The 20,258-nt window shown below is 63.2% G+C and carries 17 protein-coding genes; 5 read left to right on the top strand and 12 right to left on the bottom strand.

Translation table 11 applies throughout. The features are described 5' to 3' along the window. Positions 1 to 6: 6 nt before the first annotated feature. Entirely contained in the window at positions 7 to 1,371 is a 1,365-nt protein-coding gene (locus SA496_RS03400; protein ID WP_330115050.1) for a multicopper oxidase family protein, read from the bottom strand. 215 nt (positions 1,372 to 1,586) lie between these two features. On the opposite strand from SA496_RS03400, the gene SA496_RS03395 reads away from it, so the two are divergent. Continuing rightward, positions 1,587 to 2,240 carry an intradiol ring-cleavage dioxygenase gene (locus SA496_RS03395; RefSeq protein WP_330115049.1) on the top strand — a complete coding sequence of 218 codons (654 nt, stop codon included), beginning with the start codon at positions 1,587 to 1,589 and terminating at the stop codon, positions 2,238 to 2,240. Positions 2,241 to 2,371: 131 nt separating this feature from the next. On the opposite strand, the gene guaA is transcribed toward SA496_RS03395, so the two are convergent. The 3 genes from guaA to SA496_RS03380 form a co-directional block, all read right to left on the bottom strand. Then, positions 2,372 to 3,949 carry a glutamine-hydrolyzing GMP synthase gene (gene guaA / locus SA496_RS03390; RefSeq protein ID WP_120652788.1) on the bottom strand — a complete coding sequence of 526 codons (1,578 nt, stop codon included), beginning with the start codon at positions 3,947 to 3,949 and terminating at the stop codon, positions 2,372 to 2,374. An 80-nt stretch (positions 3,950 to 4,029) separates the two neighbouring features. After that, entirely contained in the window at positions 4,030 to 5,499 is a 1,470-nt protein-coding gene (guaB, locus tag SA496_RS03385) for an IMP dehydrogenase (protein WP_120652789.1), read from the bottom strand. 198 nt (positions 5,500 to 5,697) lie between these two features. Beyond that, positions 5,698 to 6,249, bottom strand: coding sequence for a sugar ABC transporter ATPase (locus tag SA496_RS03380; RefSeq protein ID WP_153922356.1), 552 nt, complete (start codon positions 6,247 to 6,249; stop codon positions 5,698 to 5,700). A gap of 101 nt (positions 6,250 to 6,350) precedes the next feature. Here SA496_RS03380 and xseA point away from each other — a divergent pair, with 101 nt between their 5' ends. From xseA to leuA, 4 genes are all read left to right on the top strand, one after another. Continuing rightward, complete coding sequence (gene xseA / locus SA496_RS03375) at positions 6,351 to 7,730, top strand: exodeoxyribonuclease VII large subunit (RefSeq protein ID WP_153922354.1); 1,380 nt, start codon at positions 6,351 to 6,353, stop codon at positions 7,728 to 7,730. Between the two features lie 2 nt (positions 7,731 to 7,732). Then, positions 7,733 to 8,554, top strand: a complete 822-nt coding sequence (locus SA496_RS03370; RefSeq protein ID WP_120652792.1) for a peptidoglycan DD-metalloendopeptidase family protein — start codon at positions 7,733 to 7,735, stop codon at positions 8,552 to 8,554. A 108-nt stretch (positions 8,555 to 8,662) separates the two neighbouring features. Further along, positions 8,663 to 9,886, top strand: coding sequence for a mechanosensitive ion channel family protein (locus tag SA496_RS03365; protein ID WP_330115048.1), 1,224 nt, complete (start codon positions 8,663 to 8,665; stop codon positions 9,884 to 9,886). A 354-nt stretch (positions 9,887 to 10,240) separates the two neighbouring features. After that, on the top strand, positions 10,241 to 11,911 hold the full coding sequence (gene leuA, locus SA496_RS03360) for a 2-isopropylmalate synthase (RefSeq protein WP_330115047.1): 1,671 nt from the start codon (positions 10,241 to 10,243) through the stop codon (positions 11,909 to 11,911). 127 nt (positions 11,912 to 12,038) lie between these two features. Here leuA and SA496_RS03355 read toward each other — a convergent pair whose 3' ends face one another. The 8 genes from SA496_RS03355 to ispG all read right to left on the bottom strand — a co-directional run bounded on the left by SA496_RS03355 (position 12,039) and on the right by ispG (position 20,256). Next, positions 12,039 to 12,404: a winged helix-turn-helix transcriptional regulator gene (locus SA496_RS03355; protein WP_120652794.1), complete on the bottom strand. Its 366-nt coding sequence runs from the start codon at positions 12,402 to 12,404 to the stop codon at positions 12,039 to 12,041. Between the two features lie 13 nt (positions 12,405 to 12,417). Next, entirely contained in the window at positions 12,418 to 13,212 is a 795-nt protein-coding gene (locus tag SA496_RS03350; RefSeq protein WP_330115046.1) for an amidohydrolase, read from the bottom strand. Next, complete coding sequence (locus SA496_RS03345) at positions 13,200 to 14,348, bottom strand: pyridoxal phosphate-dependent aminotransferase (protein ID WP_330115045.1); 1,149 nt, start codon at positions 14,346 to 14,348, stop codon at positions 13,200 to 13,202. The genes SA496_RS03350 and SA496_RS03345 overlap by 13 nt, the downstream gene beginning before the upstream one ends. 120 nt (positions 14,349 to 14,468) lie before the next feature. After that, on the bottom strand, positions 14,469 to 15,947 hold the full coding sequence (der, locus tag SA496_RS03340; RefSeq protein ID WP_120652797.1) for a ribosome biogenesis GTPase Der: 1,479 nt from the start codon (positions 15,945 to 15,947) through the stop codon (positions 14,469 to 14,471). 78 nt (positions 15,948 to 16,025) lie between these two features. Further along, the gene (gene bamB, locus SA496_RS03335) at positions 16,026 to 17,168 is read right to left on the bottom strand and encodes an outer membrane protein assembly factor BamB (protein ID WP_120652798.1); all 1,143 of its coding nucleotides are present in this window, start codon (positions 17,166 to 17,168) and stop codon (positions 16,026 to 16,028) included. 1 nt (position 17,169) lies between these two features. After that, on the bottom strand, positions 17,170 to 17,808 hold the full coding sequence (locus SA496_RS03330) for a YfgM family protein (protein WP_120652799.1): 639 nt from the start codon (positions 17,806 to 17,808) through the stop codon (positions 17,170 to 17,172). Positions 17,809 to 17,839: 31 nt separating this feature from the next. Beyond that, entirely contained in the window at positions 17,840 to 19,129 is a 1,290-nt protein-coding gene (gene hisS, locus SA496_RS03325) for a histidine--tRNA ligase (RefSeq protein WP_120652800.1), read from the bottom strand. 14 nt (positions 19,130 to 19,143) lie between these two features. After that, positions 19,144 to 20,256 carry a flavodoxin-dependent (E)-4-hydroxy-3-methylbut-2-enyl-diphosphate synthase gene (ispG, locus tag SA496_RS03320; RefSeq protein ID WP_120652801.1) on the bottom strand — a complete coding sequence of 371 codons (1,113 nt, stop codon included), beginning with the start codon at positions 20,254 to 20,256 and terminating at the stop codon, positions 19,144 to 19,146. Between the last annotated feature and the right edge of the window lie 2 nt (positions 20,257 to 20,258).

The raw sequence follows: 20,258 nt of genomic DNA, 5'->3' as shown, positions 1-20,258 counted from the left end.
GCAGGTTCAGACAACCTCGATGGCGGCCATCAGGCCGGTTTCCATATGGTCGATGACGTGGCAGTGGAACATCCAGACACCCGGGTTCTCCGCCACCAGCGCGATGCGCGCGGTCTCGTTCTTGCCCAACAGGTAGGTGTCGGTGAAGTAGGGAATGATCGACTTGCGGTCCGAGTCCAGCACCTTGAACGCCATGCCGTGCAGGTGAATGGGATGCAGGTACTGAGCCATGTTGCGCAGCTCGAAGATGTAGTGGCCATCCTTCCTCAGCCTGGCAATGGGACGATCCGCGCAAGTCTTGTCGTTGATATCCCACGCCTTGCCGTTGATCTGCCAGTAGTTGCTCGGCCGTCCGGCGGCGCTGGCCAGGGTGGCGGCCCACTCGAAGTTGAAGCGCAGCACCTGGGCTTTCTCCAGGTCGGGCTCGGGTACCGGGTTGTCCGGTAGCGGCGCCGGCCAGTCGCCCGGTGCTTCACTGCTGGCCACGCTCTTCAGCGTCGCCAGGCGCAACGGACCATTGCGCAGGGGCAGTTCGGTACCTTCAGCCGGCACCTTGATCGCCAGCTCGATGCGCATGCCCGGCCCCAGCCAGTACTCCTTGCCCAGGTCGCGCGGCTTCACCGGATGGCCGTCGAGGGAATAGATGCGCGCTTCCGCCCCCGGCATGTTGAGCCGATAGGTAACGGTGTTGTCCAGGTTCAGGATACGCAGACGCACCACTTGCCCCGCGGGCAGCTCGATGGTCGGGAGCGACTTGCCGTTGATGGTACTCAGGCGACCACGGGTACCTTCACGGGCAGCCTCGCGGGGAACGCTGAAGGCGGTGAAGGCGCCTTCCTGGTCCACATGCCAGGTCTTCAGGCTGAGCACTTTTTCGTGTTTGAAGCCAGAAGGTTCACGCTCCTCGACGATTAGCGGGCCAACCAGGCCGCGCCCCAACTGATGGGCACTGGACAAGTGCGGGTGGTACCAGAAGCTGCCCGCGTCGTCGGTCTTGAAGCGATAGTCGAAGTACTCGCCGGGCAACACCGGCAACTGCGAAACGTAGGGGACGCCGTCCATCTCCAGGGGCACACGGATGCCATGCCAGTGGATCGTGGTTGGCTCTTCGAGCTTGTTGATGAAGCGCACCCGCAGCCAGTCCCCCTGGCGCGAGCGCAGTTCCACTCCAGGCGCCTGCCCGCCATAGGCCCAGGCAGGCGTGGTGTGGCCGGGAACCAGTTCGAGGTCCAGCGGTGCGGCGATCAGTTCGTAGTCGTGGGTCTTTGCATCCAGGGTGCGGCCCAGCCAGTAGCGGGCACCACCGGCGCCAAGGCCAACAACGCCGAGGCCGGCCAGGCCGCCGAGAATCTGTCTGCGAGTGAAGGACATGGGGGTCAGGCTCCTCTGGGGAAGAACAGGGCTGTCCCATCGGCTAATCGAACCAGCCTCTGTCGGGCTGGCTTTGGGGCGCACAAGATACACCCGGGAACTGTGAAAGATAAGTGAAAGCATCTCCATTGGCCGCGACCGATGGGCGCAGCAGTCGTTTCGTGCCAGGTCTAGGATGAAAGAGATGTCCCGACTCTCTTCAGAGGAGCGTCTCCGTGCATCCTACCCGCCGCCAACTGATTCAATTCGGTCTTGGCGGCCTGGTGTTGTTGAGCTGGCCGAGATTCAGCCTGTCCGATAACACCAGGGCCTGCCATCTCAGCCCGGAGCAGACCGCCGGGCCCTTCTATCTGGAAGATGCGCTGTTGCGCCAGGACATCACGGACGGCAAACCAGGCACTGCGTTGCGACTGCAGTTCGAGGTGCTGCAACTGGACGGCTGCCATCCCCTGGGCGATGCCGCCCTGGAAATCTGGCACTGCGATGCGCAGGGCGCCTATTCGGGCGCAGGAAGCGACTCTGCGAGCCGCTTCCTGCGTGGCGTACAGATCACCGACGACGACGGCCGCGCAGAATTTCGCAGCATCATCCCTGGCTACTACCCCGGCCGGACCAACCATGTTCACCTCAAGGTGCATCTCAGTGAACGGGATATCCACACCGGCCAGCTGTACTTCCCCGAGTCGGTCATCCGCCCGGCGATGGCGAAAGCGCCCTACTCCCTCCCCGGCCAGGACTGGACGCGGCTGGAGCAGGACTACATCTTCCGACGTCAGCAGGGCGAGCAGTCAATGGCCGAACTGGTCGCGGACGGCGACGGCTTCATCGCGCGCCTGACTCTGGTGGTCGATACCCACGCCAATGCGTAGGTTGGGCAGCTCCGCAGGGTGCGCCATGAGCACCAGGATTCCCATGCGGACAAAAGCCGACGCCCAAAACAAAACGGCCAGGCTTTCAGGGCCTGGCCGGTCGCTTTACCGCATGGACGCCGAAGCGCCCATCATTCCCACTCGATGGTCGCTGGCGGTTTGCTCGACACGTCGTAGGTGACGCGGGAGATGCCTTCGATCTCGTTGATGATGCGGTTGGAGACGGTCTCCAGCAGCTCGTAGGGCAGGTGCGCCCAACGGGCCGTCATGAAGTCGATGGTTTCCACCGCACGCAGGGCCACGACCCAGGCATAACGACGACCATCGCCAACCACGCCGACAGACTTCACCGGCTGGAACACCACGAAGGCCTGGCTGGTCTTGTGGTACCAGTCCGCCTTATGCAGCTCTTCGATAAAGATGTGGTCCGCACGACGCAACAGGTCGGCATATTCCTTCTTCACTTCGCCGAGGATGCGCACGCCCAGGCCCGGGCCGGGGAACGGGTGGCGATAGACCATGCTATAGGGCAGGCCCAGTTCCAGACCGATCTTGCGCACTTCGTCCTTGAACAGTTCGCGCAGCGGCTCGACCAGTTCGAATTGCATGTCTTCCGGCAGGCCACCGACGTTGTGGTGGGACTTGATCACGTGGGCCTTGCCGGTCTTGGCGCCGGCCGACTCGATCACGTCGGGGTAGATGGTGCCCTGGGCGAGGAACTTGATGCCCTGCAGCCGGGTGGCTTCCTCATCGAACACTTCGATGAAGGTACGACCAATGATCTTGCGCTTCTCTTCCGGATCGGCAACGCCGGCCAGGCGGGAGAGGAACTTCTCTTCAGCGTTGGCACGAATCACACGCACGCCCATGTTCTCGGCAAACATGGCCATCACGTGATCGCCCTCGTGCAGGCGCAGCAGGCCGTTGTCGACGAAGACGCAGGTCAACTGGTCGCCGATGGCGCGGTGCAGCAGCGCCGCGACCACGGAGGAGTCGACGCCGCCGGAAAGGCCCAGCAGCACCTTGGACGAGCCCACCTGGGCACGCACGGTGGCGATGGCGTCTTCGACGATGTTGGACGGGGTCCAGAGGGCGGCGCAGCCGCAGATGTCCAGCACGAAGCGGGAGAGGATGCGACCGCCCTGCTTGGTGTGGGTCACTTCCGGGTGGAACTGCACGCCGTAGTAGGCGCGGTGATCGTCAGCCATGGCGGCGATCGGGCAGCTCGGGGTGCTGGCCAGGATATGGAAGCCCGCGGGCATGTCGGTGACCTTGTCGCCGTGGCTCATCCATACGTCTAGGCCGAGTACGCCGTCGTCATCGATATGGTCTTCGATGCCGTCAAGCAGGCGGGCCTTGCCCACCACGTCGACGCGGGCGTAACCGAACTCGCGCAGGTCGGAGCCTTGCACCTTGCCGCCCAGTTGTTCGGCCATGGTCTGCATGCCGTAGCAGATGCCGAACAGCGGCACATTCAGGTCGAACACGGCCTGCGGCGCGCGCGGGCTGTTGGCTTCATGCACCGACTCGGGACCGCCGGCGAGGATGATGCCGCGCGGAGCGAAGGCGCGAATCGCCTCGTTGCTCATGTCGAACGGGTGGATTTCGCAGTACACGCCGATCTCGCGCACACGGCGGGCGATCAGTTGGGTGTACTGGGAACCGAAGTCGAGGATCAGGATCCGGTGGGCGTGAATGTCTTGGGACATGGCCATCTCTCGTTACGGAATTCACAAACGACACGGGGCTGAATCAGACAGCCCCGTGACGCATTAGCTTTCAGTCAGCCTCAACCAACGCGGTAGTTCGGGGCTTCCTTGGTGATCTGCACGTCGTGGACGTGGGACTCGGCCATCCCCGCGCCGGTAATGCGCACGAACTGCGGCTTGGTACGCATTTCTTCGACGGTGGAGCAGCCGGTGTAGCCCATGGAGGCACGCAGGCCGCCCATCAGCTGGTGAACGATGGCGGTCAGGGTGCCCTTGTAGGGAACGCGACCCTCGATGCCTTCCGGAACCAGCTTCTCGGCACCCGCCGAGGAGTCCTGGAAGTAACGGTCGGAGGAACCCTGGGACTGGGCCATGGCACCCAGCGAGCCCATGCCGCGATAGGCCTTGTAGGAACGGCCCTGGAACAGTTCGACTTCGCCCGGCGCTTCTTCGGTACCAGCGAACATGGAGCCCATCATCACGCAGGAGGCGCCCGCCACGATGGCCTTGGACAGGTCACCGGAGAAGCGGATGCCGCCGTCGGCGATCAGCGGGATGCCGGAGCCGGCCAGAGCGGCGGCAACGTTGGCAATGGCGGAAATCTGCGGTACGCCGACACCGGCAACGATACGGGTGGTGCAGATGGAGCCCGGGCCGATACCGACCTTGACCGCGTCAGCGCCAGCCTCGGCCAGGGCCTTGGCGGCTTCGCCGGTAGCGATGTTACCGCCGATCACCTGTACGTGCGGGTAGGTGTCCTTGACCCAGCGCACGCGCTCGATCACGCCCCTGGAGTGGCCGTGGGCGGTGTCAACCACCACCACGTCGACACCAGCGGCAACCAGTGCGGCAACGCGCTCGCCGGTATCGGCGCCGGTACCTACGGCAGCACCTACGCGCAGGCGACCCAGGTCATCCTTGGAAGCCAGGGGGTAAGTCTTGGCCTTTTCGATATCACGGAAGGTCACCAGGCCGCGCAGGTGGAAGTTGTCGTCGACCACCAGCATCTTTTCGATGCGGTTTTCGTAGAGCTTGACCTTAATCTCTTCCAGCGGGGTGCCTTCGCGGGAGGTCACCAGATTGTTCTTCGGCGTCATGATCGCGGCGACGGTGTCACCGACGTTCGGTTTGAAGCGCAGGTCGCGACCGGTCACGATGCCGACCAGCTCGCCTTCATCCACCACCGGGAAGCCGGAGAAGCCGTATTCACGGGCGATCTGCAGCAGCTCGATGATCTTGGTGGAGGGGGTTACGGTCACCGGGTCACGGACGATCGCGGTCTCGTGGCGCTTGACCTTGCGCACCTCGGCAGCCTGCTGCTCGATGGTCATGTTCTTGTGGATGATGCCGATGCCGCCTTCCTGCGCCATGGCGATGGCCAGACGCGCTTCGGTCACGGTATCCATGGCCGCGGAGACCAGCGGGATGTTCAATTCGATGCCGCGGGTCAGGCGGGTCTTGAGGCTGACATCCTTCGGCAGAATCTCGGAATATCCCGGAATCAGGAGAACGTCGTCGAAGGTCAGGGCTTCTTGGCTGATGCGCAGCATGGCGGGGGCTCCCAGGCGGGAAAATTGGAAGCGCGCCATTATAACGAGGCCACGGCCTCTGCTCAACGCGGCCGACGGTCTGTAGATCGGGTTTCTCGCCGCGGAAGCGAATTTATTCGCGAAAGTACCTTGTCGCGACCCCATAAGAGACGAATGGCAGGTGCTCGACCTGTTTCGCGACTGCAATCCGTTCTACGGTCAGCCGCCCGTTCGTACCTGCCGCACGGCGTACCCCAGCCGATCGCTGAAAGCATCGAGAAATGCCTGAGTGAAGCGGGTTTCGCCCCAGCCGTTGAAGATGAAGCCCAGGTTGGAGAACCCGCACGGCTGCGGGAAGAGGAATCCATTGATGTCGTCCTCGAAGCCGCATTCGGGGCAGCTGAAATTGTCTGTGTGCCCCGGCCACCAATCCTCCAGGCTCTCGAACAGCGGCTCGCCCACTTCCTGGCGGCATTCCGGACAACCCGCTTCGTTCAGGAAATCGCGGGTGGGTGTATAGATGCATCGTTTGTCCACCAGTTCGAGACCATTCACCGGCTGGCCGAACGGCAGACGCTCCGGATTTTCCACCACCTCGCGCGCGCCGGCGGCGATGGCGTAAGCCATGCGATTGCCTCGCAGGCCACAGGTGCTCGGCAGTGCCTCAACCACGTCACGCCGCGCCAGCCAGCGCAGCATGCGCCCTGCCAGGGCCTGATGGCCGGGCACGCTGGATACCTGCGGCACAATGATCAACTGGCTCGATTCCATCTCTGGCCTCCTGCTTGGGTGGGAAAGGGCGCGCAGCTTAACCGTCGCCCCTCACTCGTCAACTATGGCGCATGGCGACAAAGCCATTATCATTTCCCCCCATGCTCAAAGACCCTTTCCAACGGCTCGGCCTCGATCGTGAGGTGCTGACCGTCAGCCAGCTCAACCAACGCGCCCGCCATCTGCTCGAGGACGTGTTTCCGCAGGTCTGGGTGGAAGGCGAGATTTCCAACCTCGCCCGCCCCGCATCCGGCCACCTTTATTTCACCCTCAAGGACGCCCAGGCCCAGGTTCGCTGTGCCCTGTTCCGCCAGAACGCTCAGCGCGTTCGCCAGGCCCTGCGCGATGGCCTGGCCGTGCGCGTACGCGGCAAGGTTTCGCTGTTCGAGGGACGTGGCGACTACCAACTGATCGCCGATACGGTCGAGCCGGCTGGCGATGGCGCCTTGCGCCTGGCCTTCGAAGCGCTGAAGGAGAAGCTCGCCGCCGAGGGACTGTTCGCCGCCGAACGCAAGCGACCGCTGCCCGCCCACCCACAGCGCATCGGCATCATCAGCTCGCCTACAGGCGCGGTGATACGCGACATCATCAGCGTGTTCCGCCGCCGCGCGCCGCAGGTGCAACTGACCCTGATTCCCACTGCCGTACAAGGCCGCGAAGCCACCGCGCAGATTGTCCGCGCCCTGGCCCTTGCCGATGCCCAAGGCTTCGACGCGCTGATACTCGCCCGTGGCGGTGGCTCGCTGGAGGACCTCTGGTGCTTCAACGAAGAAGCCGTCGCGCGCGCCGTGGCTGCCTGCCAGACGCCCATCGTCAGCGCCGTGGGTCATGAGACAGACGTGTCCATCAGCGACTTCGTCGCCGATGTGCGCGCCCCTACCCCCTCTGCCGCCGCGGAGTTGCTGGCTCCGGACGCGAGCGAACTGCAGAAGCGCCTCGACAGCCTGCACCGACGCCTCGTCCTGCGCCTGCGGGAGCACCTGACCCGCGAACGCCTGCGTCTGGATGGCCTGTTCCGACGCCTGCGTCACCCGGGCGAACGCCTGCGCCAGCAAGCGCAGCGCCTGGACGACCTGGACATGCGCCTGCGCCGCGCGTTCGAACGCCAACAGCAGATTCGCCATGAGCGCCTGGTGCGCCTGGACACTCGCCTCGGCGCACAACATCCAGGGCGCGCCCTGGCTCTGCTGCGGCAAAAGCTCGACAGCCTGTCCGAGCGTCTGCCTCGCGCCGCTCGCGACGTCCTCAAGGACCGCCGCCAGCGCCTCGACGCCCTGGCCCAGACGCTGCACGTGGTCAGCCCGCTGGCCACACTCGGGCGCGGTTACAGCATTCTCCTCGACGAACGCGGTCAGGCCGTCCGCGCCGCCAGCCAGACTCGCCCAGGCCAGCGCCTGAAGGCCCGGCTCGGTGAAGGCGAGCTGGACGTGCGGGTCGAAGACAACCATCTCACACCCGTGAACCTCTCCCTGCTGGATTGAACATGCGACTGCTTGCTGCCCTGCTCCTCTGTCTCGCCCTACCCGCCCATGCCGAAGGCTTCATCACGCGCCTGCTGAACAAACCGGTGCCGGGTGGCGTGGCGGTGGTCCAGCTCGGCAGCAGTGCCCAGGCCCCCACCGCGCGCTACCAGGGCAAGCCGGTGCTGGTAGTGAAGGAAGACGGCCGCGACTGGATCGCCATCGTCGGCATTCCGCTGGGTACCAAGGTCGGCCAGCAGCAGATCCAGGTCAGCGACGGACGCAAGCTGGCCTTCGCCGTTGGTGCGCGTACCTATCGCGAACAGCACATCAAGCTGGCCAACACACGGCAGGTGAACCCACTGCCTGAGGACCTCAAGCGCATCGACCGCGAACTGGCCGAGCAGACCACTGCCTACCGCCGCTTCAGCCCCGGCTCGCCAAGCAACCTGCTGTTCGACAAGCCGGTGAACGGTCCGCTTTCCAGCCCCTTTGGCCTGCGCCGCTTCTTCAATGGCGAGGAGCGCAACCCTCACTCCGGCCTGGACTTCGCAGTGGGTGCCGGTACGCCGATCAAGGCTCCGGCTGCGGGCAAGGTAATCCTGATCGGCGACTACTTCTTCAATGGCAAGACAGTGTTCGTCGACCATGGCCAGGGCCTGATCAGCATGTTCTGTCATATGTCGAAGGTAGAGGTGAAGCTCGGCCAGCAACTGCCCCGCGGCGGTGTGGTCGGCCGCGTCGGCGCCACCGGCCGCGCCACCGGACCGCACATGCACTGGAATGTCAGCTTGAATGATGTGCGAGTGGACCCGGCCATTTTCATCGGTGCCTTCAAACCCTGAGAGACATCCGCGCTTACAGCCTGGGTTTGGGCCAGTGGGACGGATTTGTTATGGTCCGGCGCTTTCCGGGACCCGCCCTGTGCAGCGGATAGATAAAGGGAGCAGCCCATGCAAGAAGAAGTCACCCACTGGCTGATGTGGCTAAGACAGCACAACGAATTGCACACCGTCGTCTCCGTCAGTGTCCTCATCCTCCTGGCCTGGGTTTCCAACTGGATTGTCCGGCGCATCCTCCTGCGCGGCTTGTTTCGCCTTACCGGCGCGCAGATACAGGACCACGGCCTGATCAAGCGCCTTGCCAACGTGGTACCCGCACTGGTGCTGGCATTCGGCGTCAAGGTAGTACCGAACCTGCCCAGCGAGTTGGTGGAAGTGATCACCAACGTCTGCGCCGCTTTCATCATTCTCACCATCGCACTGGCCCTGAGCGCGGCGCTGAACATCGTCAGCAGCCTCTACCAGCGCCGCAAGGACGCCCACCTGCGCCCCATCAAGGGTTACGTGCAGGTGCTGAAGATCGCCATCTTCGCCATCGCCACCATCCTGATGATCGCCAGCCTGATCGACCGCTCGCCGCTGATCCTGCTCTCCGGCCTGGGCGCCATGGCTGCGGTGCTGCTGTTGATCTTCCAGGACACCCTGCTGTCCCTGGTGGCCAGCGTGCAGATAACCTCCAGCGACATCATTCGCGTCGGCGACTGGGTGGAAATGCCGCAGCTCAATGCCGACGGCGACGTGATCGACATCGCCCTGCATACGGTGAAGGTGCAGAACTGGGACAAGACCATCACCACCATACCCACCAAGCGCTTCATCACCGACTCGTTCAAGAATTGGCGTGGCATGCAGGAGTCCGGTGGCCGGAGGATCAAACGCTGCCTGTACCTGGACCAGAACAGCGTGCATTTCCTCAGCGCGGATGACATCGACCGCCTGCACCGATTCCGTCTGCTGGACGGCTACCTGAAAGCCAAGGAAAGCGAGCTGCTCAGCTGGAATAGCCAACTGGATGAGCCCCTTCGGCTGCCCGTCAACAGCCGCCAGTTGACCAACATCGGGACCTTCCGCGCTTACGTCGAGCACTACCTGCGGGAGAACCTGGACATCCGCAAGGACATGACCCTGATCGTGCGGCAGTTGGCCCCCACCGCCGACGGCTTGCCCCTGGAGCTGTACTGCTTCACCAATACCACCGCCTGGGCGAGTTATGAGGCCATCCAGTCCGACATCTTCGACCACCTGCTGGCGATCCTTCCCGAGTTCGGCCTGCGGGTGTTCCAGCACCCCAGTGGCGCAGACATGCGCGCGTTACGCCTGCCAAAGGCGGAGTGACCTGGGCGCTGTCCGCGAATTGCCCGGTAATGAGCCTTTCGCGGGCTGGCTGTCTCGCCCCAAAAGAGCGACGCAATCATCTATAGAAAATCGCGACGATCACGCAATAAATAACCCAATTGCAGATTCTTGCGCTCTTTTTCACCATTTTTTCCACAATGCTTGCCATATTCACTCACGATGAATAGGGTTAGCCCCTATGAAAACCGCACACACCCTCATCCTTCTGCGTCAACACGCCTGCCTGCGACTGGTCAGCCCACGACTGCGTGGCTGAATCCCACCTCCGCCGCAATCGCCGACTTCAATGCCTGGCCGACCACCACACGGCCCGCAGTAAAAAGGATTTGCCCCATGAGCATGCTGAAAGACCCGTCCCGCAAGTATCGCGCCTTCCCCGCAATCAACCTGCCGGACCGTACCTGGCCGTCGAAGACCATTACCGAAGTGCCGATCTGGTGCAGCTCCGACCTGCGTGACGGTAACCAGTCGCTGATCGAGCCAATGGATGCGCAGAAGAAGATGCGCTTCTTCAAGACCCTGGTGCAGGTAGGCCTGAAGGAAATCGAGGTGGCCTTCCCGTCCGCCTCCGATACCGATTTCAACTTCGTCCGCGAGCTGATCGAAGGCGGCCACATCCCGGATGACGTGACAATCCAGGTGCTGACCCAGGCACGCGCGGACCTGATCACCCGCACCTTCGAATCCCTGAAGGGTGCGAAGAAGGCCATCGTCCACGTCTACAACGCCACCGCGCCGTCCTTCCGCCGCATCGTCTTCAACCAGGACAAGGCCGGCGTGATCGAGATCGCCACCAGCGCCGCCAAACTGATCAAGAAGCTGGCTGCCGAGCAGCCAGGCACCGACTGGACCTTCCAGTACTCGCCGGAAATCTTCAGCTCCACCGAGCTGGATTTCGCTGTGGAAGTCTGTGATGCGGTAATCGACGTCTGGCAACCGACTCCCGAGAAGAAGATCATCCTCAACCTGCCGGCCACCGTGGAATGCGCCACGCCGAATGTGTACGCCGACCAGATCGAATGGTTCGGTCGCCATGTCAGCCGCCGCGACTCGGTCATCATCAGCCTGCACACCCACAACGACCGCGGCACCGGCGTCGCCGCCACCGAACTGGGCCTGATGGCCGGTGCTGACCGCGTCGAAGGCTGCCTGTTCGGCAACGGTGAGCGCACCGGCAACGTCGATCTGGTGACCCTGGCGCTTAACATGTACACCCAGGGCCTGCACCCGCAACTGGACTTCTCCGACATCGATGCCGTGCGCAAGGTCGTCGAAGAATGCAACCAGCTGCCGGTCCACCCGCGTCACCCGTACGTGGGTGACCTGGTGCATACCGCATTCTCCGGCTCCCACCAGGACGCCATCCGCAAGGGCTTCTCCCAGCAGAAGGACGACGCCGTTTGGGAAGTGCCCTACCTGCCGATCGACCCGGCCGACATCGGTCGCAGCTATGAGGCAGTGATTCGCGTCAACAGCCAGTCCGGCAAGGGCGGAATCACCTTCCTGCTGGAGCAGGAATACGGTATCAGCCTGCCACGCCGCATGCAGATCGAGTTCAGCCAGGTGGTGCAGAAGGAAACGGATCGCCTTGGCCTGGAAATGACTGCCGATCAGATCTACAAACTGCTGGACGCCGAGTACCTGCAGGCCACCGCACCATTCACCCTGAAGGGCCATCGCCTGCAGGAGGAGAACGGCACCAGCGCCGTGGATATCGAGGTCCAGTTCAAGGGTGAAACCCAGCACATGCGCGGCATGGGCAAGGGCCCGCTGGAAGCCCTGGTGGCCAGTCTGCCGGTGAAGGTGGAGATCATGGATTACTCCGAACACGCCATCGGCGCCGGTACCAATGCCAAGGCCGCGGCCTACATCGAACTGCGCGTCAACGGCGGCCGTGCCCTGCACGGTATCGGCATCGACGAGAACCTCACCACCGCGAGCTTCCGTGCCCTGTTCAGCGCCCTCAACCGCGCCCTGAGCCAGGCCGAGGCCGAAGCGGCCTGAAGCCGATAGCGCAATAAAAAACCCCGCCATTCGGCGGGGTTTTCTTTTTCGGAGACGCTGTGGAAGCCAACTCATTCGCGAATCAATTCGCTCCCACAGTGGCCAGGGATTCGGCTCCAGAAAGCGCCTACCCCTGCTGCTGCCAGTGACACTTGCCCCAGGCACACATGGAATCCAGCACCGGTTTCAGGCTCAAGCCATGTTCGGTGAGGCGGTACTCCACCCGTGGCGGCACTTCTGCATAGACCGTGCGCGTGACGATACCGTCGCGTTCCAGCTCACGCAGTTGCTGCGTCAGCATCTTCTCGGTGATGCCCGGCACCAGCCGCTTGAGTTCGGAGAAGCGCCGGGACTCTGGGATCAGGTGGTAGACCAGCAGCGACTTCCACTTGCCGCCGATCACCGCCAGGGTGACTTCCACGGGCGTGTTGTAGACCTTCTCTCCCGCCACGAGCAGGTTACCCCCGGCAGGTAGCGGCTTGTGCTCGCTCATGGTTCCCCCGGGCTCAAAGGTGCAGGTCGAAGGTGTCCGCGTCGCGCATCGCAGGGAAGCGCTCGCGGTAGGCCGCCAGTTGTGAAGCGGACAGATCAGTGATGAAGACGCCATCGATATCGCCGGCATCCAGCAGGTTCTCTCCCTGGAAATCCAGCACCTGGCTATCGCCACTGTAACCATGCCCCTTGCCATCGGTGCCGACGCGGTTTACCGCCGCCACGTAGCAGAGGTTCTCGATGGCGCGTGCCGGTAGCAGGCGGTTCCAGTGATGGCGCCGGGCTGCTGGCCAGTTGGCCGTGTACAGGAGCAGATCAGTATCGTTGGCGTCGCGGCTCCACACCGGGAAGCGCAGGTCGTAGCAGATAAGCGGGCGCACTCGCCAGCCTTTCAGCTCGAACAGCGCCTGCGTTTCGCCTGGGGTGTAGTGCTTGTGCTCACCGGCCATACGGAACAGGTGGCGCTTGTCGTAATGCAGGACTTCGCCATCGGGACGCGCCCAGAGCAGGCGGTTGCGATGGCTACCATCGGCGGCCTGGATGATGACGCTGCCGGTGATCACGGCATCCAGACGTCGCGCCTGCTCACGCAGCCAGGAGTAGGTCGGCCCGTCTTCAGGCTCTGCGAGGGCTGCCGAGTCCATGGAAAAACCGGTGGTGAACATCTCCGGCAGGACAACCAGGTCCGCGCCTTTCACCTGTTCCAGCAGGGTTTCGAAGTGGGCATGGTTCGCGGCGCGGTCGTGCCAGGCCAGAGTGGTCTGCACCAGGGCCAGCTTGAGATCAGGCAGGGAAGTCAGATCGCGCATAGCTTTTCCGCCGCCTGGCGCAGCGTCTCCTCACGTTTGGCGAAGCAGAACCGTACCAGGCGCAGTTCTTTTGGCGCTTGCTGGTAGAACACCGAAACCGGAATGGCGGCCACGCCGTGCTCGCGGGTCAGCCACTCGGACATGGCCACGTCATCCAGGTCGTTGCGAATGCCGCTGTAGTCGACCAATTGGAAATAGGTGCCAGCGGCACGGGTGAAGCGGAAGCGCGAACCGGCCAGCAGATCGCAGAACAGGTCGCGCTTGGCCTGGTAGAAGGCCGGCAACTCGGCCAGGTGCTCCGGGTGCGCAGCCATGAAGTCGGCCAGCGCCCACTGCAACGGGGTGACGCCGCAGAAATTCACGTACTGGTGGACCTTGCGCAGCTCGGCAGAAAGCGCGGGCGGCGCCACCACGTAGCCAGTCTTCCAGCCGGTAACGTGATAAGTCTTGCCGAAGGAACTGACCACGAAGGCTCGGGCGTAGAGTTCGTCATGGGCAAGCACGCTGACGTGGCCAACGCCGTCGAATACCAGGTGCTCGTAGACCTCGTCCGATACCAGATAGATGTCACGGTCACGAATCAGCTCGGCCAATTGGTCCAGTTCCGCGCGGGAAATCAGCGCGCCGCTGGGGTTGTGCGGGCTGTTGAGGATGATCATGCGTGTACGCGGACTGAGGGCGTCGCGCATGCGCTGCCAGTCGATGGAGAAGCCCGGCAGCGCCAGGGGTACGTGCACGCAGCGGCCGCCGGCAAGTTCCACCGAAGGTTCATAGCTGTCGTAGCAAGGGTCGAGGACGATCACTTCGTCGCCGGCCCGGACCACCGCATGGATCGCGCAGAAAATAGCTTCAGTGGCGCCGGGGGTGACGGTCACCTCGCTGTCGGCGCTGACCTGGCGACCATAGAACGTGGCTACCTTGGCGGTCACCTGTTCGCGCAGGGCCGGCAAGCCGGTCATGGGGGCGTACTGGTTGTGTCCGCTGGCGATATGCCGCCCAACCGCGTCGCACAGGGCGCCAGGCGCGGGGAAATCCGGAAAGCCCTGGGACAGGTTGATGGCGCCGACTTCAGCGGCGAGCTGGGACATGCGGGTGAAGATGGTGGTGCCGACGTTGGGCAACTTGCTGGCGATCATTTCATCAGGCTGCTGGCGACTGGGAAGTGGGCCATAGCTTAACGCGGGACCACAGCGAGGCACACTCGGCAATGGCCAAGAAAAAGGGCGCCCCAGGGCGCCCTCTTCCGTTCCGATGAATCAGCGCTTCTTGTCGCGGCGCTTCTTCTCGGATTTCTTGTGGTGCGACATGAGGCGTCGCTTCTTGTTCACCTGGCGCTCGGTCAAGGTGTTCTTCTTGCCCTCGTAGGGGTTCTCGCCGCCCTTGTACTCGATGCGGATCGGCGTACCGACCAGCTTCAGCACGCGCCGGTAGGTGTTTTCCAGGTACCGAGAGTACGACTTGGGAACCGACTCGACCTGATTGCCGTGGATCACGATCAGCGGCGGGTTGGCACCACCCAGGTGGGCATAGCGCAGCTTGATGCGGCGGCCGTTGACCAGCGGCGGCTGGTGCTCCTGCACCGCGCCCTCGAGGATCTGGGTCAGGCGACTGGTGGGCCAACGGGTGATCGCCGAGCGGAAAGAGTCCTGAACCGACTTGTACAGGTGGCCGACGCCGGTGCCGTGCAAGGCGGAAATAAAGTGGATATCGGCGAAATCGACGAAGAATAGCCGGCGTTCCAGCTCGGTCTTCACATAGTCGCGCTCACTCGGCTCCATGCCGTCCCACTTGTTCAGGGCAATGACCAGCGCGCGGCCGGTTTCCAGCACGAAGCCCAGCAGGTTGAGGTCGTGCTCGACCACACCTTCGCGGGCATCCATCACGAAGACCACCACGTTGGCGTCCTGGATGGCCTGCAGGGTTTTCACCACCGAGAACTTTTCCACAGCCTCGAAGATCTTGCCGCGACGGCGTACACCGGCGGTGTCGATCAGCGTGTACTTCTCCTCGTTGCGCTCGAAGGGGATGTAGATGCTGTCACGGGTAGTCCCCGCCTGGTCGTACACGATCACCCGCTCTTCGCCGAGCATACGGTTGACCAGGGTGGATTTACCGACGTTGGGACGGCCGATGATGGCGATCTTGATGCCATCCTTCTCGCTCGGGCCGGGGATGCGCTTGGCTTCCTCGCCTTCCGCAACCACTTCGGCCTCGGCGGCTTCCTCTTCGTCGGCCTGGTCATCGCGGGGAAACTCGCCCAGTGCTTCCTGCAGCATCTGGCTGATGCCGCGGCCATGGGCGGCGGCGATCGGTAAGGCGTCACCCAGGCCCAGGGGGCTGAACTCGGCGCGGGCGATATCCGGATCGACGGTATCGACCTTGTTGGCCACCAGGAAGCTGCGCTTGTTCCGCTTGCGCAGGTGCTCGGCGATCATCTGATCGGCTGCGGTCATTCCGGCGCGGGAGTCGACCATGAACAACACCGCATCGGCTTCCTCGATGGCCTGCAGGGACTGCTCGGCCATTTTGGCGTCGATACCTTCCTCATCCCCGGAGATACCCCCGGTGTCGATGACGATATAGGTGCGGCCCTGCCACTTCGCCTCGCCGTACTGGCGGTCACGGGTGAGACCGGCGTACTCCGCGACGATCGCGTTGCGGGTCTTGGTCAGGCGGTTGAACAGGGTGGACTTGCCGACGTTTGGCCGACCCACCAGGGCGATTACGGGAACCATGAGGCTCTCCACTCGTTATTTCAGAAAACACAAAGGCCGCTGCCGATTGACGGCAGCGGCCGGGTATCAAGCTTCAGCTTAGCGGATGGTCAGGCCGACCAGCTTTCCGCCGTTGCCGTAGGCATACATCCACTCGCCGACCACCAGCGGACGGGCACGCAGGCCGTCGCCGTCGATCTTCACGCGGCCGACGAAGTGACCGTCCACCTGGCTCAGCAGGTGCAGGTAGCCTTCGAAGTCACCGACAGCCACATAGCTGGAATACACTTCCGGAGCCGACAGCTGGCGACGGGCCAGGGAGTCGTTGCTCCACAAGGCGGAGGCGGAACGCTCGTCCACGCCTTCCACGGTGCCATTGGCCAGGCTCACGTAGACGTTACCGAAACCCTGGGCGACGCCGGCATAGCTGGACGCCTCACGCTGCCAGAGCACACGGCCGCTTTCCAGGTCCAGTGCCGCGACGCGTCCCTGGTAGGTGGCCATGTAGATGGTACCGCCAGAAAGCAGCAGGCCACCGTCGATGTCCACCACACGATCCAGCTCGGAGCGGCCCTGGGGCACGGCCACGCGCTGTTCCCAGACCGGGATGCCGCGCTTGATGTCCAGAGCGAGCACCTTGCCGGTGGAAAGTCCGGCCACGGCCAGGTTGTTGGTCACGATGGGCGCGCCGGTACCACGCAAGGTCAGCACGGCCGGGGTGTTCTCGTAGATCCAGAGCTGATTGCCGGTGGCGGCATCGAAACCGAACAGGGTGTCGTTCTGGGTCTGCACGACCACCACGTCACCGTTGTTGGCCGCCGGCGCCAGCACTTCGCCGTTGACGCGAGCGCGCCATTTTTCTTCACCGTTGGTGGCGTCCAGGGCAACGACTTCACCCTTCAGGGTGCCGACCATCACCAGGCCGTAGCCGACACCCACAGCGCCGGATACCGGCAGTTCGAGATCCTGCTTCCAGATCACGTCGCCATTGAAGCGATTGAGCGCCATGACCTCGCCGTTCACGTCCGAGGCATAGATGGTGTCGCCATCGACGGCGGGCACCAACAGGTTGTAGGTTTCACCCTGGCCATCACCAATCGAACGGCTCCAGCCCTTGTCCAGCGTCACTTCTTCAGTGATGTCGGGCAGCTCGGCCGGCGGCAGTTCCTTCTTGCTGTTGCTGCTGCAGCCCACGGCCAAAACGGCCAGAGCCAGCACTGCGGCATTCTTCCAACGCATCACGTCACGCGTCCCCTTTTGCCAGGTCGTCGAGCTTCATCTGCAGGCCACCCACGGCGGCGTCTTCGGGCAGTGCGGCCTTGGCTTTCAGGTAGGCGGCATGCGCGTCGTCGGTGCGACCCAGCTGAACCAGCAGGTCGCCCTTGAGTTCTTCGCGGCTGGCGACAAAGGCCTTGTCGGCATCGCCATCAAGCAGCTTGAGGGCTTCATCGGCCTTGTTCTGCGCGGCCAGCACACGGGCCAGGCGCTGGCGAGCCAGCTCGCCCAGGGTCGCATCGGCAGGCTTGTCGAGCACGGACTTGAGTTCGGCGGCGGCGTCATCCAGCTTGCCAGCCTCGACCGCGACCTTGGCCACGAACAGGCTGCCGTACTGCGCGTAATGAGTACCGCCGAAATCGCTTTTCAATTTGCCGGCGAGCTCGGCAACCTTCGCCGAATCCGGGGTGCCACTCGGGTTCAGAGCGGTTTCCAGCAGTTGCTGGTAAACGATCGAGGCGCCTTGGGCCTGATTGGATTCGTACTTTTGCCAGGCCTGCCAACCAAAGACCACCGCCAGCGCCAATGCGCCGCCAGTGAGCATGGGTTTGCCGTTGCGCTGCCACCAGTCCCTGAACTGCGCAATCTGTTCTTCTTCAGTCTGCATGCTTAACCCCGTACTCCTGATCTTTAGTTGCTCAAGCCTGCTTCAGGCAGGCTGCGAGATGCTCAGCCAGAGCATCCCAGGCAATGCTTTGTTGTTCGCTGTCGTCGCGAAGCGGCTTGCAACCTACCACGCGCTTGGCCAGTTCGTCGTCCCCCAGGATCAGCGCATAACGGGCGCCGCTCTTGTCCGCCTTCTTGAACTGGCTCTTGAAGCTGCCGGCACCAGCATTGACCAGCAGGCGCAGGCCCGGAACGGCATCGCGCAACTGCTCGGAAAGACCGAGCGCAGCCAGTTCAGCGGCTTCGCCGAAGGCGCAGATAAAGACGTCGGCGGGGCTGTTCAACTCTTCCGGCACCAGACCGAGGGTTTCCAGCAACAACACGAGACGCTCGACGCCCATGGCATAACCCACGCCCGGAGTCGGCTTGCCGCCGAACTGAGTGACCAGGCCATCGTAACGGCCACCGGCGCAGACGGTGCCCTGGGAGCCGAGCTTGTCGGTCACCCACTCGAAGACGGTGCGGCTGTAGTAGTCCAGGCCGCGCACCAGCTTCTGGTTGATTTCGTAGCGAATGCCCACGGCGTCCAGTCGTGCCTTGAGGCCTTCGAAGTGGACCAGCGACTCCTCGTCGAGGTAATCGTGCAGGGTCGGTGCGTCCACCAGCAGAGCCTGGGTGCCGCCATCCTTGCTGTCGAGAATGCGCAGCGGGTTGGTGGTCAGACGGCGCTGGCTGTCTTCGTCCAGCAGGTCGTAACGCTCCTGCAGGTAGGCGACCAGGGCATCGCGATAGCGGGCACGGGCCTCGCTGGAACCCAGGCTGTTCAACTGCAGGGTTACCGCTTCGGCAAGTCCGAGCTTTTTCCACAGGCGCCAGGTGAGCACGATCAGCTCGGCATCGATGTCCGGGCCGGGCAGGTTGAAGACTTCGACGCCCATCTGGTGGAACTGGCGATAGCGGCCTTTCTGCGGCTTCTCGTAGCGGAACATGGGGCCCGCGTACCAGAGTTTCTGCACCTGACCACCGCCGGTGAGGCCATGCTCGAGCACGGCGCGCACGCAGCCCGCGGTGCCTTCAGGACGCATGGTCAGGGACTCTTCGTTGCGATCGAGGAAGGTGTACATCTCCTTGTCGACCACGTCGGTGCCTTCGCCAATACCGCGCGCGAACAGCTCGGTGAACTCGAGGATCGGAAGACGGATTTCCTTGTAACCGTAGGCATCTAGCAGATCGGCCACGGTATTTTCCAGATAACGCCAAGCAGGCGTCTGCTCCGGCAGGATGTCGTTCATGCCACGAATGGCTTGCAGAGTCTTGCTCACGTGGATTCCTTGTTTCAGCTACGGGCGATCAACGCCGCGTCAGCTTCGGCCTTTGCGGCCGCCTTCTCGCGAATGAGCCGCTCCAGCTCATCCACCAGGTTGTCGTTATTCAGCTTCTGCGCCGGCTTGCCGTCGATGTAGACCAGGTTGTTCGGGGTGCCACCGGTAAGGCCGATATGGGCTTCCTTGGCTTCTCCCGGACCATTGACCACGCAACCGATCACAGCCACGTCCATTGGCACCAGAAGGTCTTCGAGACGGCCTTCCAGCTCGTTCATGGTCTTGACCACGTCGAAGTTCTGCCGCGAGCAGCTCGGGCAGGCGATGAAGTTGATGCCACGGGAACGCAAGTGCAGAGACTTGAGGATGTCGAAACCGACCTTTACCTCTTCGACCGGGTCCGCCGCCAGGGAGATGCGGATGGTGTCGCCGATTCCCTCGGCAAGCAGCATGCCCAGACCCACCGCGGATTTCACGGTACCGGAACGCAGGCCACCAGCTTCGGTGATGCCAAGGTGCAGGGGCTGCACGATCTGCTTGGCCAGCAGGCGATAGGCTTCGACGGCCATGAACACGTCGGACGCCTTTACACTGACCTTGAAGTCCTGGAAGTCCAGCTTGTCGAGATGCTCTACATGGCGCAGCGCAGACTCGACCAGAGCCTGCGGAGTGGGCTCGCCGTACTTCTTCTGCAGGTCCTTCTCCAGCGAACCGGCGTTGACACCGATGCGGATCGGGATGCCCTTGTCGCGCGCGGCATCGACCACAGCCCTGACGCGATCTTCGCGACCGATATTGCCCGGGTTGATGCGAAGGCAGTCGACCCCCAGCTCAGCAACACGCAGGGCGATCTTGTAATCGAAGTGAATGTCCGCCACCAGCGGTACCTGGACCTGCTGCTTGATGCGGCCGAATGCCTCGGCAGCGTCCATATCCGGCACGGAAATACGAACGATATCGACGCCGGCATCCACCAGACGCTGGATCTGACCCACGGTGGCGGCAACGTCACAGGTATCGGTGTTGGTCATGCTCTGGACGGCGATAGGCGCATCACCGCCCACCGGAACCGAGCCAACCCAGATTTTCCGCGAGACGCGGCGTTTGATCGGTGATTCGCAATGCATGA

The sequence above is a fragment of the Pseudomonas sp. JS3066 genome, assembly GCF_036328175.1.
In the GTDB taxonomy this organism is placed as follows: Bacteria; Pseudomonadota; Gammaproteobacteria; order Pseudomonadales; family Pseudomonadaceae; genus Metapseudomonas.
This window is presented reverse-complemented; position numbering and strand designations above follow the sequence as displayed.

Bases quoted from the DNA above. Each gene is read 5' to 3' on its own strand.
- SA496_RS03330 (WP_120652799.1), bottom strand. From the start codon at position 17,808: ATGCAGACTGAAGAAGAACAGATTGCGCAGTTCAGGGACTGGTGGCAG.
- leuA (WP_330115047.1), top strand. From the start codon at position 10,241: ATGAGCATGCTGAAAGACCCGTCCCGCAAGTATCGCGCCTTCCCCGCA.
- guaB (WP_120652789.1), bottom strand. From the start codon at position 5,499: ATGCTGCGCATCAGCCAAGAAGCCCTGACCTTCGACGACGTTCTCCTG.
- xseA (WP_153922354.1), top strand. From the start codon at position 6,351: ATGCTCAAAGACCCTTTCCAACGGCTCGGCCTCGATCGTGAGGTGCTG.
- der (WP_120652797.1), bottom strand. From the start codon at position 15,947: ATGGTTCCCGTAATCGCCCTGGTGGGTCGGCCAAACGTCGGCAAGTCC.
- SA496_RS03355 (WP_120652794.1), bottom strand. From the start codon at position 12,404: ATGAGCGAGCACAAGCCGCTACCTGCCGGGGGTAACCTGCTCGTGGCG.
- SA496_RS03380 (WP_153922356.1), bottom strand. From the start codon at position 6,249: ATGGAATCGAGCCAGTTGATCATTGTGCCGCAGGTATCCAGCGTGCCC.
- SA496_RS03365 (WP_330115048.1), top strand. From the start codon at position 8,663: ATGCAAGAAGAAGTCACCCACTGGCTGATGTGGCTAAGACAGCACAAC.
- SA496_RS03345 (WP_330115045.1), bottom strand. From the start codon at position 14,348: ATGATCGCCAGCAAGTTGCCCAACGTCGGCACCACCATCTTCACCCGC.
- SA496_RS03350 (WP_330115046.1), bottom strand. From the start codon at position 13,212: ATGCGCGATCTGACTTCCCTGCCTGATCTCAAGCTGGCCCTGGTGCAG.
- SA496_RS03370 (WP_120652792.1), top strand. From the start codon at position 7,733: ATGCGACTGCTTGCTGCCCTGCTCCTCTGTCTCGCCCTACCCGCCCAT.
- ispG (WP_120652801.1), bottom strand. From the start codon at position 20,256: ATGCATTGCGAATCACCGATCAAACGCCGCGTCTCGCGGAAAATCTGG.
- SA496_RS03400 (WP_330115050.1), bottom strand. From the start codon at position 1,371: ATGTCCTTCACTCGCAGACAGATTCTCGGCGGCCTGGCCGGCCTCGGC.
- guaA (WP_120652788.1), bottom strand. From the start codon at position 3,949: ATGTCCCAAGACATTCACGCCCACCGGATCCTGATCCTCGACTTCGGT.